The organism is Alteromonas sp. ABV4_515, from assembly GCF_056160345.1.
Genome location: NZ_JBSWWZ010000008.1, coordinates 70,911 through 85,088 on the forward strand (window position 1 = coordinate 70,911; position 14,178 = coordinate 85,088).

A 14,178-nucleotide genomic window follows, 5' to 3' on the forward strand; every position below is an offset into this window, starting at 1 on the left:
ACTGGCTGTTGCTTTACATCCTGCCGAACTGCTCGCGGTATACACTGGGAGACACCGACACATACTTCTTAAAATTAATCCGCAGGGTGGTGCTGTTTTCATAGCCCGCCTGGCGGGCAATCTGCTCAATGTTCAGGTTCGTGTTTTCAAGCAACTGCTGGGCAATTTCCAGTTTGCGCCGGGTTAGCCACATTTGTGGTGTTTCATTAAAGTGCTTTCTGAAGTGGCGGTCAAAGGTGCGTCGGGTCATGTTTGCCCGTCTGGCAATATCGTCCACCGAAAGCGTGTGAGTCAGGTTTTTAAGTGCCCATTCCAGACTTTTTGATAAACCCGATGACCCCACAGAAAACGGCTTCTCTACAAACTGTGACTGGCCGCCACTGCGATGAGCCGGTAAAACCAGCCTGCGGGCGACCACATTCGCCGCCGCATGACCAAAATCCTGCCTGATCATTTCTATGCCCAAATCGATGCCTGCCGCACTGCCCGCGGAACAGCCCACCTGGCCGTCATAGTGATAAAGAATATCGTCACGAAAAGTAATCTCAGGAAATCGCTGTCTGAACGCGTCAGCATAGCGCCAGTGGGTCGTGGCTACACGGCCGTTGAGTAGTCCGGCAGCCGCCAGTAAAAAAGAGCCGGAACAGAAGCTGATGGTGCGCCCGCCCGACGCGTGATGTTGCCTGACGGCCTGAAGCCATGCTTCAGGCACCGGGTCGGTGGTAACCGGAAAGTTAGGAATAATCAGCAAATCACACGCAGGCAGAGCATCAACCTGCCTGCAAGTTAGCTGACTGCCTGCCAGCCCGTCATACCGTGAGGCCGATAATGACACTGTATCGGTGTGATACCAGCGGGTAAATTCATTCCGGGGCAGCGCAAACAATTCGGTGGCACAGGCATATTCAAACAGCGACAGGTTTTCAGTCAGTAAGATAAGCACCCTGATATCGTTCATGGTGTTTTGTCCGGAAAGTTACGATAAGTGTCTATTTAGACAATAACGTTGATTTTATAAACGCGCAATAATCTTCACTGAACCATCACTCAGAGGAATTATGCATGTATTCAAATGTTGTCAGACCAAAACCGGCTCCCAGTGAAGAAGCGCTGCGTCATTTTCAGGATTTACTGCGATTTGAGACCGACTGCTGGGATGTGCACTATGCGCTGAATAATGACCTGCACGATTTTGTACTGCTGGATGTACGGGCCGTTGAAGTTGCAAAGAAAGGTTACGTGAAAGGCGCGGTATTTATGCCCCATGCCACCATCAACGAAGCCACACTGGCAAACTATCCTGACGATACCTGCTTTGTGGTGTATTGCGCCGGCCCACACTGCAACGCCACGGAAAAGGCCGCTATACGCCTGGCCCGGTTGGGCCGGCCGGTGAAGAAAATGATTGGCGGCGTCACCGGCTGGCTGGATGAAGGGTTTGAGCTGGAGCGTGATGAATAAAGTGGTGAGGGAATATACTGAAGATAGTTTGCTTTTTGCTCTAATTGTCTAATATAGTAAAAAACGCAGATAATTATAGGTAGGGAAGTTCTTGTTATCTGCACATATCTCAAAAATTTTCACGGAGGAAATACAGTGAATTCAAAAACTAAATCTGCTCGCACTCCCTATATTGCTTTGCTCGCAATAGCTGTAACTTTAGGTGGATGTATGTCTACCGGTGAGTCTGGCGATACTGTAGCTAAAGAAGAAGTAAGCGCGGAAGAAAAAGAGAAAGCCGAGCAGGAAATGCTGGCGAGAATGGCCGCAATCCCTAAGACCTCACCATTGTCAAAAATAGAACTTGGAATGAGTGATACACGGGTGCGTAATTTAGCCGGTGACCCTGATGATGCGAATATGTATCAGACTGGAAAAGCCTGGATACCGTTTTACTACGGTACAGATACCCATCGCTCTGACTGGCTGTATGAGAATGAAGGTCGTGTGGTGTTTTCAAGAAACCGCTACTCTGGCCATTTGAAAGTCATCAATGTGACATACGATCCCGAATTGACCAGTTTATAACTTAATCGACTCGTAATGCCTAGGTACTATATTGAGAATAATTCCAGGCAATTTGCAGGTCTGAAAAAAATGCCGGCAGCAGGGCTGACCGGCATTTACATCGGATAGTCTTGATAGGGTGAAGTCGTCAATATACCTTCACCTGCAGGTAGCGGATTACTTCGCTGCCGCCTTGCGGAACAGGTCACAGAAGGTGTTTAGACCTTCTGCCAGGGTGGCATCGTCGATGGTCAGCGGTGGCAGGAAACGGATGACGTTGCCGTAAAAACCACAGGCCAGCAAAATGAGGCCGTGTTCCATAGCGCCACCGATAATGGCTTTAGTCAGGTCGACGTTGGGCTTGTCCGCATCGCCGTCTTCAACCAATTCAATAGCCATCATGGCACCTTTACCGCGAATGTCGCCAACAAGCAGTGGGAATTCCGTTGCTAGCTTACCCAAGGTTTCGCGGAACTGACTTTCGATGAACTGCGCTCGTTCAATCAGACTTTCTTCTTCGATAACTTCCAGCACGGCCAGCGCCGCGGCAGTGGCCAGTGGAGAACCGCCGTAGGTGCCGCCTAAGCCACCAACCGGAGAAGCATCCATGATGTGTTGTTTGCCCACAACTGCAGACAGAGGCACACCACCGGCGATACCTTTTGCCATGGTAATGAGGTCCGGTTCGATGCCTGCATATTCGGTACAGAACATTTTGCCGGTACGGGCGAAACCAGACTGAATTTCATCACAAATCATCACGATACCGTGTTCGTCACACAGTTCGCGCAGGGCCTTTAAAAACGCCGGTGACGCTTCATAAAAACCCCCTTCACCCTGAATGGGTTCGATGATTAACGCTGCCACATCGCTGGGCACAATATCCACTTTGAATAGATTCTTGATTGCCTTCAGTGAATCCTGCTCGCTTACGCCGTGCATGGGGATTGGGAACGGCACGTGATAAATTTCACCCGGGAACGGGCCGAATTTATCTTTGTAAGGGGTAACCTTACCGGTAAGGCCCATAGTTAGATTGGTACGACCGTGGAAACCACCGTTAAAGGCAATCACACCGCGACGACCTGTATACGCACGAGCGATTTTGATGGTGTTTTCTACCGCTTCCGCCCCGGTGGTAATAAATGCTAATTTTTTCGGTGAATCGCCAGGCGCTGCCGCATTTAACTTTTCTGCCAGTAAAACGGCAGACTCGTAGGGGTTCACCATCACACAGGTATGGCTAAACTTTTCCATTTGTTCCGTAACTGCTTTCACCAACTTAGGGTGGGCGTGACCGGTGTTACATACGGCAATACCCGCGCCGAAATCGATAAAGCGGTTCCCTTCCACATCCCACAATTCCGCATTTTTTGCGCGTTCGATGTAGGCGGGATAAAGGGTACCCTGGCCATTGGCAATGGCGGCATTTCTTCTTGCGTGCAGCTCAGCATTCACTGACATGATTTAAATTCCTCCTAAGCACCGGTACTGAATAAATGAGTAATCATCCAGCCCGTATTTTGAACCTTCGCGCCCGTAGCCCGATTCCTTCACACCACCAAACGGTGCGGCAGGGTTAGAAATAGCACCTTCATTAATGCCCACCATGCCGAACTGAAGTGCGTCGGAGAACCGATGAATACGACTAATATTTTGTGAATAAAAATAGCTGGCTAAACCAAATGGAGTGTCGTTTGCCAGCTTTGCGGCCTCGTCATCGGTTTTAAATGTCATAATAGTGACTACCGGACCAAATATTTCTTCGTTAACAATGTCCATGTTGGTGCTGACATTATCCAGCAGCGTGGGGGGATAAAAGCTGCCTGCTTTCCACTCTCCACCCACTTTCAGGATCGCGCCCTGTTCAATGGCCGATGTCACCAGGCGGTGTACATTTTCTGCTGCGCCTTCTTTGATCAACGGACCAATCGTTACGCCTTCATCCATGCCGTTGCCGACTTTCAGGTCGGCCATTTTTGCCAGCAGCTTGTCGACAAACGCGTCCTTCACATCTTCGTGAACGATAAATCGGTTCGCACACACGCAGGTTTGTCCGGCGTTACGGAACTTCGAGGCCATCGCGCCACTGGCGGCTGCATCGAGATCGGCGTCATCAAAAACGACAAAGGGCGCGTTACCACCTAATTCCATACTTACCCGTTTCATGGTGCTGGTACAGTCGGCGGTAAGAATTTTTCCGACTTTGGTAGAACCGGTAAAAGAAAACTTCGCCACATCAGGGCTTTGGGTTAGTACCCCCCCCAGGGTTTTAGAATTGGTTCCCGCAACAATATTGATGACGCCATCTGGAATACCGGCTTCTTTTGCCAATGTGCCTAGCGCCAGGGCCGATAATGGCGTTTCGCTGGCTGGTTTCACCACGAAGGTACAGCCTGCTGCCAATGCGGCGGCGGCCTTACGGGTGATCATCGCGTTCGGAAAGTTCCAAGGTGTAACAGCACCCACAACGCCTACCGGCTGACGGCTTACATAAATGCGTTGACTGGCGCTGTTAGCAGGCAATATATCACCGTCTAGTCGGCGGGCCTCTTCAGCAAACCACTCAACGTAGCCCGCACCATAGGCGATTTCTCCCTTGGATTCGGCAAGCGGCTTGCCCTGTTCCAGGGTCATTAATTCAGCCAGCTCGTCGCTGCGCTCGGTCATCAGGGTAAACCAGTTTCGCAGTAATTTGCTGCGCTCGATGGCTGGCATGGCAGACCAGCTTTCAAAAGCGGCTTTCGCCGCCTGAACCGCAGTTTGCATTTCTGCTTCACCCGCATCGGCGATGTCGGCCAGTTTCTCGCCGGTGGCTTTGTCATACACGGCAAAGGTGTTGTCTCCGCTAAGCCATTGACCACCTACAAATGAGCCAGATTGAAAAAGTGCAGAAATTTGTTCTTTCATATCATCACCTGATTATTTTTCATGATTCTATTGAAGCAGCAGATTTAAAGAAGTTAAATACCAAACATTAAACCTAAAGTTTGAAAATATTAAACTTATGAAAATTGCTGGGCGTGTTATCACTGAGTACGACATAAAACTGTTAAACGTTTTTAAATCGGTTGTGGAAAATGGTGGTTTTGCTGCTGCAGAAGATGAACTCGGGCTCGCACGCTCGACTATCAGCATTCATATGAATAACCTCGAAACCCGGTTACGCCTGACATTGTGCCAGCGCGGACGAGGTGGTTTCGTGCTTACACCAGATGGTCGTCAGGTGTATCTGGCGTCACTGACTTTGTTTGATGCTTTGAGTGATTTTTCTAATTCGGTATCCCAACTCAGTCAGCAGGTGAGCGGTAGTCTGGTGATCCTGCATTCGGATATTCTAGACCAGACCCGCAGTCGGTTATTGGCCGATATTGTGGCGCAAATCAGTGAGCGCGCACCAGAACTTAAGCTTACCGTTGACGGCGATCGCATAGAAAATATCGAACGGGCACTGATGAAAGACAAGGCCCATGTGGGACTGTTTCCCGATTATCGTCGCATGGCCGGTCTTCGGTACAAGCCGGCTTTTGATGAACAGATATTTCTGTGTTGCAGTCAGCACCATCCATTATTCACTGCCGAAGAGAAAGAGATTACTGATGAAATTTTATTGGATCATCAGGCGGTGGTACCCGGCGTGGAAATCAGTCAGGCGGGCAGGGCACAGGTTAAAAAGCTGATCCCCGGCGCCACGGCCTATCAGTTCGATTCCCGTAAAGCATTGATAGCTTCAGGGCGTTACATCGGCTATTTACCACACAGTCATATTGAAGATGATATACAGGAGGGGAGGTTCAAAGTGCTATCTGCCAGTCGCTATGTGTATCACTTCTCGCAATCGGTGGTGCACAAAGAAGTACCCGCAGAGCCCAAGAAGATAAAGCTGTTTTTGGAATTACTCGAACAGTGTGTGCAGGATTATCCGGAGATTAGGGATAAGAGTGCGGGTGAGGAATGAGTTTCAAATCTGAAAATATCTGTTCTTATGGACAGTCGGAATACGTTCCATTGGAGGATAAGCTGAAAGCATAACTTTAATGTAATGCAATTGCATTACCTGTGGCCGCGGGCTATTATTTGCTCAGTCAAAATTGCAGAAGCAAAGCTAACAGGTGAACAATGAGCAAGCTATCAATTGAGTCTCAATCAACTATGACTGATCGTTACCAGACCACAGTGCCAACACCTGTCAGAAAGGCACTTAACCTGACAAAAAGAGATAAAATTAAATACACGATCCTTGGCGATGGCAATGTCATGATTTCGAAAGTCGAAAACCATAACGACGATCCTGTACTTGATAAGTTCTTGTCCTTTCTAGAAAGTGACATGGCGAATCGTCCAGAGCACCTGGTCTCGTTGAGTGAGGATCTGCAAAGGCAGGCTCTGACGTTGACTGCTGGTATACCGGTCGATTTAGATTCTGCACTGCAAGAAGAGGACAACTGAACTTGGCCGAGTCTTCCACCTGCAACGTGAATGGATGGAAGTTGTGTATGCATCCACTATTTGAAGAACAATACCGATCGCTGATTACTGAAGTTACCCGCCTAAAACAAATAAATCCTGACGAATATCAAAACAAACATGCAACGAAGCGGCTTGCGGCGATTAATAAATTAATTTACGACATCATTCCATCTAACCCAGCGAACCCCGAGTTTAGGCAGGGTAAAACCCTGGGTGAAAAAAATAAGCACTGGTTTAGGGCTAAGTTTTTTCAGCAGTATCGACTGTTCTTTCGTTATCACAGTCGCGCTCGAATTATTGTCTACGTCTGGGTTAACGACGAAAAAAGTAAACGTGCTTATGAGAGCAAAAGCGATGCTTATCGGGTTTTTGCTCACATGCTGGCTTCCGGAAATCCGCCGGACGATTGGGATGCCCTGCTAGAAGCCTCTAACTCACTCCGATAGCGCCGTTAGCCGACTCAGAAACAGCGAAAACAATTCGGAGTTGGAGCGCAGATTCAGCTTGGCGTATACCTTGGCGCGGTGAACTCGCTCAGTGCCTGGTGATATATTCAGTTTGTCGGCGGCGGCTTGTGAGGAATAGCCGGAAATGATCAAGCGGGCAATGTCCCGCTCTCTTTCAGTAAGAATGTTCTCGCCAAAGCCGTTTAATACTTCTTTTACGCGCTGGGTAACGTGTATTGATAACGACCTGGAGTCGTGTGGAACCTGCTCGCCATTCAGTCGCCAATGCTTGTTCACTAATTCCAGTACCAACGTTTCCAGATCATAGAGATTCGTAATGTCGTTTTCACTGAATGGGGGATTGGGATGATGGCGACCTAATCCTAGCTGGATATGCAAGCCTGGAGCGGGTGTACAGAACACGTAAGCGAGATCTTCAATCTGACTAGCCTGATAATAAGATTTATATAAATCGGATTCGCGGAAATCGTCCGGCATCAGTTCCGGCCACAGGTATACACCGGCGGTGAAATTTTCCAATACTCCCCGGTACGACGGGCTGGCAATGTAGGTACCATCCATAAAGCGGGCGAAAAAAATATCCCGCTCACGTTCAGTCAATACTGCAAATAGCAGCACTGGTGGCTGGTTCTCTGAATAGGCGATCACCGATACGCTATCTACGGGAATAAAACGGCACAGCCAGTCATTTAATGCAGACCAGAAAGCGGTTGTGCCCAATTCACGAATAACGGCAGGCAAGTGGCGATGCAATTCCTGTGGAGCTAAGGCAGTAGGCAACGGGCTCATTAACGATCGTCTTTGTGGGTTAATAACCATTTACGAAATTGGCGGATGGCGTAGTCTTCCTTACGCTCTTCCGGGTACAGCAGATAGAAGGACTCCTCCGGCTCGAAGGTTTCGTAACAAGCCAGAATAAGTTCACCGGAAGCCAAGCTATCTTTCACCAGATATTCAGGAAACACAGATACCCCGAGGTGACTTTTCACGGCTTGCAGTAAATACATAAAATACTCAAAGCTTTGTCCACCCATTTGCGAAATTTCCTGGTCGGTTAATCCTGCTTTCTTAAGCCACTCATGGCTGGTGGAGGGCGTACTACTTTGGTGAATAAAATTGAACTGGGTGACATCCCGCATGGTTCTGGCCGGCTGACGACCTTTCATGTAACGCGGCGTACTGACTGCCAGGTACGTATCTTTCCGATAGGGCTCAGAGGCATAAGGCGGCCATTCACCATGCCCCCATAAAATCGCAAAATCACATTTTCGGGTATTTCGGGTAACCGTTTCATAGTCTGTACCCAGTGTAATTTCGATATCTGGATAGTTCAGGTAGAACTCGGTAAGCCGGGGCATCAGCCAGGCAATGGCGAACGTTGGCTCGGTAACCACTTTTAATTCAACCGCTTTTTTCGATACGTTGTTCAAAGAGATTTTCTGGGTCGCGGCATCCAGGTGTTTCAGGATCTTATGCACTTCTTCGGCGTATTGTTCGCCCACCGGCGTCAAGCTCAGCTGGTTGTCCTGGCGATAAAAGAGTGGTCTGCCAACGAAGGCTTCGAGGTTTTTTATCTGCCGACTCACCGCACTTTGCGTAAGGTGCAATGTGTCGCCTGCATAAGTCATATTCAGGTGCCTTGCCACTTCATCAAAGCACTGCAAAGAAGTAATGCTGGGGAGTTTTCTTGCCATCGAGACAACACCTTATCTTCTTTTAAAACTGCGCCGTCGCGAGGGGAATGGGGCAGTTCGATACCTGTTTGATGGCCAATAGCATATCACGAAGTTTTACTCGCTCATTGCTTTTTGCAGGCTGAGCGCGCTTCACCTGGTGTAGTCAACACTCCCAAAAGCCTATGACGCGTCAATATGACAGGGGTATTACATTTTGGAATGGCAGCAAAACTTTTCATCGTTTGATGGTGAAAATCAGCGGCCCTAGTATGAATTTCATAAGAGCAATAAATAAAAAAATGAATTTATAAACTTAAGAGTGTAATGGGAAACAACAATGTTGAAGTTGAGTAAAGTGAATGTCGCCATCGGTTGTGCCTTGCTAGGATTACCTTTGTGTTCTCTGGCCCAGACAGCTGCTGATGATGCGAAACAGGAAGCAAAAGAGAAAAGTAACCTGGAAGTGATCAGTGTAACGGCAACCCGTCGTGAAACGACTATTCAGGAAGTGCCGTACAGCATCTCCGCTTACGGCGGTGAATCACTGGAAGAAAATGGCATTACAGACTTCTCCACTCTCGCCCGCAACATTCCGGGCCTCACATTAAACGATGTAGGTCGCGGTAAAAACGGTATTTCCAACGGCATTTTTATTCGCGGTATTAACGCAAACGCGTCGGGGTTTGAAAACTTCGGTTCTAAAACTGACCCTGCAGTATCGGTATACCTGGGTGAAACGCCCATGTCAGCTAACCTGGAAATCCGCGATATTAATCGTGTGGAAGTACTACGCGGCCCGCAGTCTACACTCTACGGTTCAGGCTCGCTAAGTGGTACCTTACGTTACATTCCAAACAAGCCTGAATTTGACGAATTCAGTGGCAAAGTAAGCGGCAAAGTGGCACAAAACGCAGAATCAGACAGTACTGATTTCGACGGCGATATTGTACTGAACGTGCCATTATCCGATGAATTCGCTGTGCGTGGTGTGGTCGCCAAAATCCACGAAGCCGGCTACATCGATGCTGATTATCTTGAAGGCCTGGACGAAAACCGTCAGCCTACTGGCGAAGTGTACTCACGTGATGATATTAACGAAGTTGACGTGACCATGGCGCGAGTCGCTGCGCGCTGGGCACCATCTGCTGAGACCGACGTTACCCTTACTTATGCTTATCAGAAAGATGAAGTAAAAGGCTCGACGGCGGCTTCTGAAGGCTTGGGAGGCTACAACACCGGCGAGAAAATGATTGGTGAGTTCGAGCGGGAAGTGGATATCACATCGCTGGTTATTGAACACGAATTAGGCGACGCCATGCTCACATCGGCGACGTCGTTTACGTCTAATGAAGCAAACAACATGCACGACCAAAGCTATGGCTACTCATATCAAGGCTTCTGGCAGTTCTATGCCGGTATTCCCCGAGAAGTGGTGCAGGGTGTAAAGCAATATAAAACCGATACTTTCACCCAGGAAGTGCGTTTGGCCGGTTCCACTGACACCATCGATTGGCTAGTTGGCGGGTATTACGCCGACCAGGACTACGATGAAACCGCCGATGACTTCATTTTTGGTGTTGATACCTTCTACGCCATGGTAAATCCCATCGCCTCAGATCTTGGTTACCGCAATGTGCAAGCCACCGAGTTTGAAGATCGGGCGGTATTTGGTGAGTTAACCTATCACATATCAGATGATTGGCAGGTGACTGGTGGCTTGCGTTATTTCGACCAGACGTTTTGGGCATTCCAGTCAGTTCAGCTTCCGCCCTGCGGCATTTATTGTGGTGAAGGCCCAACCGGTTACAGTTCTGGTGAAGGTGAGCGTGATTTCGATGATGTGCTGTATCGCCTGAATACGTCTTACGATTTGAATTTAGATACCAAGGTGTATTTCAACATCGCCCAGGGTTTCCGACATGGTGGGGCAAACGGCGCGCCGGTTGATGATCTCTCTACAGACACCGTAGAAGGCGGCGTTTACGCTGAACACCCGGATTACCTGTACTTCGATCCGGATAAAACCACCAACTACGAGATTGGTGCCAAGGGCATGCTGCTCGACGGTCAGGTGAACTACTCAGTGGCGTTGTTCTACATCGACTGGGAAAACCCAATCCTGAACTTCAAAACCCCGAACGGTGGTTTCCCGGTGATGTTTAATGCGGACGAAGCTGAATCGAGAGGTTTTGAAATGGAAATCAACGCCGCGTTAACCGATTCGCTGAAACTGAACTTCGGCTGGAGCTACACCCAGGCAGAGTTGACCAAAGACTTCTACCGTCCAAACGTTGCCGATGGTGTGGAATCAGAATTACTGGTGGCAAGTGCTGGTGAAACCATGCCGGGCGTGCCTGAAAATACCTTCACTGCAAGCCTGGTGCACAGTACCGAAGTGTTCGATGGTATAGCAATGGTTAGCCGTTTAGGTGTGTCGTACAAAGGGTCATTCATCACCGGCTACGACGAGCAAACCATCGATACCATCGACAGCTCTACGCTACTTAATGCCGCCATTGCCTTCAGTAAAGACGACTGGACGCTGCGCGTTTACGCCGACAACCTGACCAACGCCGATGACATGACAAGCAGTGGTAATGACGAACTGTACTCCAGTCCGAAATATGGTTTGCAGTATGCTGATCAGCTGGCCGACCCGGCATACCGCGTGCGCCCGCGTACCATCGGTATTTCAGCTAGTTATTCTTTCTGATTCAATAAAGAGCACGGCTGACCGGTTGCGGTCAGCCAGCCCTCTCATTTTGTTAAGTTGAATACAGTCGGAGTAAAACATGAACCAGTCTGAAACCCACGCCAGAATTGAGCAACATATTGCACAGCGTAATTTCGATGCGGCTGCGGCGGACTGTATTCAACTTGTCAAAAACTATGCAAACGATGCCCGTGGCTGGCAACTGCTGTCTAAAGTAAGCCTGCACCTCAAACAAAATCGCATGGCAGTAAACGCGGCATTGAAAGCCGTGGCTCTCGAACCTGAAAACCCCGCCTACCTGCTACATCTTGCACAGACGTATGCCGGATTCAGCGCATGGAATGCCACCCGTAAAGTGCTGAGCCGGCTTGATGCTCTGACATCGACCATGACTGTGTGTGAATTAGCCGCACTGGCACTGCTGTACTTTCAGGGGCTGGATTACGCGAAAGCGGAGAATGTCTACAGACAACTCCTTACCGTCGACAGTGACAATGCTGAAGCGAAATATAATCTCGCTGCCATTTTGCGCTATACCGGTAAGCTGGACGAAGCGGCTGCGCTGCTGCGTGCTGTCCTAGACAACAATCCCGCCGATGCGGAAGCTTGCAGTGCGCTGGCGCACGTGAAAAAACACGGCGTGTACGATGACACGCTGGCCCGCATTGACGCATGCCTGAGTGCAAATACGTCTACTTCCGGGCCTGATGAACCTGCACTGGCTGCTCTGTATTACGCTCGTGGCAAAGTGCTGGAAGAGCAGGGGGATTTTACTGCCGCCTTTGATGCATTCAGTCAAGGCGCGTCAGCAAAAAAAGCGATGCAGACTTTTACCACTGAACTAGAAATTGCTCGCATCCGGGCCATGCAGTCGTTGGTGGCGAACAATACTTTTCCTGCTCAGGCGCAGTGTGATGAGCCTGGCCCGGTATTTATTGTTGGTATGCCGCGCACCGGTACTACCTTGGTTGAGCGTATTCTCTCAACCCATTCTTCTGTTACCAGTGGCGGCGAGCTGAACTTTATGCCCATGACGCTACTGGAAGCCAGCGGCAAAAGCTGGTTTGAAGGGCCGGAAGGCGTGACGGCTGAAGCGCTTGAAAAAATCGCCGGCGTCAATTTTAACGCCATCGGCGAACGCTATATGGCACTGAGCCGCGACTTGCTGGACTGCACCGGGATATTTACCGACAAGCTGCCGCTGAATGCGCTGTTTGTGCCGGTTATTCTGGCCGCTATTCCCAATGCCAGAATCATTCAGGTGACCCGTAACGCCATGGATACCGCGTTCAGCAATTTCAAAATGCTTTTTTCCCGCGGCTACGACTATTCCTATTCGCTGAATGATATTGCTGCCTACATGTCGGTATATCAGCAGATGATGAATCAATGGCAGCAAACCTACGGCGAGCGCATGCTCACGGTGAATTACGAAACCCTCGTTGCGCAGCCTGAAAACACCGTTTGCAGCATGCTGGATTTCTGCAATCTCAGCTGGGAACCAGCCTGCCTTGCATTTCATAACCAGGTTGGCGCCACGCAAACTGCCAGCGCCAGTCAAATAAAAGAACCACTGCATAGCCGCTATGTAGGGCAGTGGAAACACTACGAAGACGCGCTTTCATCATTAAAAAAACAACTGGAAAAAGAGGGTATGACTCCCTTAACTGAAGAGGACATAAAATGGTAGCACTGGATGTATTTCAGTCCATGTGGGCGATGGAGTTCAAGCGGCCTGATGGGTTCGAATGGACCCTTCGGGAAAAGATAGAAAAAATCGCCGGTGCGGGATTCAAAGGTGTGAGTTTTGACCTCGGTTATCACACGGAAGAAATTGTTGAAGAAGCCATGCCGCTGCTACAGGAATTTGGACTAGACCTTTGCTACAACGCCTTCGTGCAAAGCATTCCTCATTATAAAGAAATTGTTAGCTTTGTTGCCCGCCAGCCGGTGCAACCCCGTTTTATCGCCATTGTTGGTCAGATTGAACCCTGGTGCGTTGAAGACGTTGCAGCGACAACGAAAGCATGGCTACGAATTGGCGAAGAAGGTGGGGTGAAAACCCACGTGGAAATTCACCGCAACTGCATGACCAACGATCTGCTGTTCACCCTGCAGCTGATGGAGCAGGTGCCTGAGCTTCTGATGGTGGCTGACTTATCTCATACGCTGGTGAATCAGGAATGGTATTTGCCACTTCACGAAAATGCGCATAAACGTATGTCTCAGTTTCTTACCCGCGCCGAAGCCTTTCATGGCCGGGTTGCCACCCGTGAGCAAATTCAGGTGCCAATTTTATTCCCTCAACACAAACCCTGGTTTGAGCTATTTCAAAGCTGGTGGCAGGAAGGTTTCGAACAGTACATTGCCCGCCACGGCAAAGACAGCGATGCACGCTGTGTGTTCTTAAGCGAACTTGGTCCTCCAGTTTATGCCATGACTGGTGCCGATGGCTACGAGCTCAGCGACCGCTGGGAAGAAGCCCTGCTGTTGAAAGAAACCGCAGAAACCTTGTGGGATAAGGCCGTTAGATCCGCGTGACTTCGCCAGGCGGGACGGAGTGGATTGACCAATGCGACCCAATGTGGGGCGTGTGCACCACAGTTGGGTGGCGAGTGCGCCAAAGAGGTGCAGTGTAAAAGTGTAAACCGTCCTGGCTCTTTGCTCAGCGTCATCAGGTTCAGCGGAACGCCTCTGAACAGAGCATTTTGGCCGATTTACACACAATTTTTAGCCATTGATGACGCAAATCTGACCAAACAGTCATTGGCGGGATAAGCAGGCTATAAGGCGAAGACTGGCATGGTTCAAGCAACACATTAACGATATTAATGTGCAAAATATT

13 protein-coding genes are annotated in these 14,178 nt (G+C 49.4%); 8 read left to right on the top strand and 5 right to left on the bottom strand.

Going from position 1 to position 14,178, the window contains the following annotated elements; all coding sequences use genetic code 11:
- Positions 1-13: 13 nt before the first annotated feature.
- Positions 14-958 (bottom strand): GlxA family transcriptional regulator, encoded by a 945-nt coding sequence (locus ACXAGX_RS18255; RefSeq protein ID WP_474840096.1) that lies wholly within the window; start codon positions 956-958, stop codon positions 14-16.
- A 104-nt stretch (positions 959-1,062) separates the two neighbouring features.
- On the opposite strand from ACXAGX_RS18255, the gene ACXAGX_RS18260 reads away from it, so the two are divergent.
- Positions 1,063-1,461, top strand: coding sequence for a rhodanese-like domain-containing protein (locus ACXAGX_RS18260; protein WP_474817611.1), 399 nt, complete (start codon positions 1,063-1,065; stop codon positions 1,459-1,461).
- A gap of 135 nt (positions 1,462-1,596) precedes the next feature.
- Positions 1,597-2,028, top strand: a complete 432-nt coding sequence (locus tag ACXAGX_RS18265) for a hypothetical protein (protein ID WP_474817612.1) — start codon at positions 1,597-1,599, stop codon at positions 2,026-2,028.
- Between the two features lie 156 nt (positions 2,029-2,184).
- Here the strand turns inward: ACXAGX_RS18265 and gabT are convergent, their stop codons facing one another.
- Entirely contained in the window at positions 2,185-3,471 is a 1,287-nt protein-coding gene (gene gabT / locus ACXAGX_RS18270) for a 4-aminobutyrate--2-oxoglutarate transaminase (RefSeq protein WP_474840098.1), read from the bottom strand.
- A 3-nt stretch (positions 3,472-3,474) separates the two neighbouring features.
- Positions 3,475-4,917 carry an NAD-dependent succinate-semialdehyde dehydrogenase gene (locus ACXAGX_RS18275; protein WP_474840100.1) on the bottom strand — a complete coding sequence of 481 codons (1,443 nt, stop codon included), beginning with the start codon at positions 4,915-4,917 and terminating at the stop codon, positions 3,475-3,477.
- A gap of 97 nt (positions 4,918-5,014) precedes the next feature.
- Here ACXAGX_RS18275 and ACXAGX_RS18280 point away from each other — a divergent pair, with 97 nt between their 5' ends.
- The 3 genes from ACXAGX_RS18280 (at position 5,015) to ACXAGX_RS18290 (ending at position 6,923) form a co-directional block, all read left to right on the top strand.
- Positions 5,015-5,965 carry a LysR family transcriptional regulator gene (locus tag ACXAGX_RS18280; protein WP_474840102.1) on the top strand — a complete coding sequence of 317 codons (951 nt, stop codon included), beginning with the start codon at positions 5,015-5,017 and terminating at the stop codon, positions 5,963-5,965.
- Positions 5,966-6,126: 161 nt separating this feature from the next.
- Positions 6,127-6,456, top strand: a complete 330-nt coding sequence (locus tag ACXAGX_RS18285; protein ID WP_474840104.1) for a type II toxin-antitoxin system PrlF family antitoxin — start codon at positions 6,127-6,129, stop codon at positions 6,454-6,456.
- Between the two features lie 47 nt (positions 6,457-6,503).
- Positions 6,504-6,923 (top strand): type II toxin-antitoxin system YhaV family toxin, encoded by a 420-nt coding sequence (locus ACXAGX_RS18290; RefSeq protein WP_474840106.1) that lies wholly within the window; start codon positions 6,504-6,506, stop codon positions 6,921-6,923.
- Here ACXAGX_RS18290 and ACXAGX_RS18295 read toward each other — a convergent pair.
- Positions 6,912-7,733, bottom strand: a complete 822-nt coding sequence (locus ACXAGX_RS18295) for a response regulator transcription factor (RefSeq protein WP_474840108.1) — start codon at positions 7,731-7,733, stop codon at positions 6,912-6,914. The two genes, ACXAGX_RS18290 and ACXAGX_RS18295, sit on opposite strands and share 12 nt — an antisense overlap.
- Entirely contained in the window at positions 7,733-8,638 is a 906-nt protein-coding gene (locus ACXAGX_RS18300; RefSeq protein WP_070127323.1) for a LysR substrate-binding domain-containing protein, read from the bottom strand. Before ACXAGX_RS18300 ends, ACXAGX_RS18295 begins: the two co-directional genes overlap by 1 nt.
- 319 nt (positions 8,639-8,957) lie before the next feature.
- Between ACXAGX_RS18300 and ACXAGX_RS18305 the strand changes: the two genes are divergently transcribed.
- From ACXAGX_RS18305 to ACXAGX_RS18315, 3 genes are all read left to right on the top strand, one after another.
- Positions 8,958-11,333, top strand: coding sequence for a TonB-dependent receptor (locus ACXAGX_RS18305; protein WP_474840110.1), 2,376 nt, complete (start codon positions 8,958-8,960; stop codon positions 11,331-11,333).
- A gap of 79 nt (positions 11,334-11,412) precedes the next feature.
- A complete protein-coding gene (locus tag ACXAGX_RS18310; protein WP_474840112.1) occupies positions 11,413-13,023 on the top strand; it encodes a tetratricopeptide repeat-containing sulfotransferase family protein in 1,611 nt (536 codons plus the stop codon).
- On the top strand, positions 13,017-13,874 hold the full coding sequence (locus ACXAGX_RS18315; RefSeq protein WP_474817621.1) for a hypothetical protein: 858 nt from the start codon (positions 13,017-13,019) through the stop codon (positions 13,872-13,874). Before ACXAGX_RS18310 ends, ACXAGX_RS18315 begins: the two co-directional genes overlap by 7 nt.
- Positions 13,875-14,178: the final 304 nt, after the last annotated feature.

What these genes read in the sequence shown, in the direction of transcription:
- ACXAGX_RS18255 (WP_474840096.1), bottom strand. Translation starts at nt 958, where the DNA reads ATGAACGATATCAGGGTGCTTATCTTACTGACTGAAAACCTGTCGCTG.
- ACXAGX_RS18260 (WP_474817611.1), top strand. Translation starts at nt 1,063, where the DNA reads ATGTATTCAAATGTTGTCAGACCAAAACCGGCTCCCAGTGAAGAAGCG.
- gabT (WP_474840098.1), bottom strand. Translation starts at nt 3,471, where the DNA reads ATGTCAGTGAATGCTGAGCTGCACGCAAGAAGAAATGCCGCCATTGCC.
- ACXAGX_RS18275 (WP_474840100.1), bottom strand. Translation starts at nt 4,917, where the DNA reads ATGAAAGAACAAATTTCTGCACTTTTTCAATCTGGCTCATTTGTAGGT.
- ACXAGX_RS18280 (WP_474840102.1), top strand. Translation starts at nt 5,015, where the DNA reads ATGAAAATTGCTGGGCGTGTTATCACTGAGTACGACATAAAACTGTTA.
- ACXAGX_RS18285 (WP_474840104.1), top strand. Translation starts at nt 6,127, where the DNA reads ATGAGCAAGCTATCAATTGAGTCTCAATCAACTATGACTGATCGTTAC.
- ACXAGX_RS18290 (WP_474840106.1), top strand. Translation starts at nt 6,504, where the DNA reads ATGCATCCACTATTTGAAGAACAATACCGATCGCTGATTACTGAAGTT.
- ACXAGX_RS18295 (WP_474840108.1), bottom strand. Translation starts at nt 7,733, where the DNA reads ATGAGCCCGTTGCCTACTGCCTTAGCTCCACAGGAATTGCATCGCCAC.
- ACXAGX_RS18300 (WP_070127323.1), bottom strand. Translation starts at nt 8,638, where the DNA reads ATGGCAAGAAAACTCCCCAGCATTACTTCTTTGCAGTGCTTTGATGAA.
- ACXAGX_RS18305 (WP_474840110.1), top strand. Translation starts at nt 8,958, where the DNA reads ATGTTGAAGTTGAGTAAAGTGAATGTCGCCATCGGTTGTGCCTTGCTA.
- ACXAGX_RS18310 (WP_474840112.1), top strand. Translation starts at nt 11,413, where the DNA reads ATGAACCAGTCTGAAACCCACGCCAGAATTGAGCAACATATTGCACAG.
- ACXAGX_RS18315 (WP_474817621.1), top strand. Translation starts at nt 13,017, where the DNA reads ATGGTAGCACTGGATGTATTTCAGTCCATGTGGGCGATGGAGTTCAAG.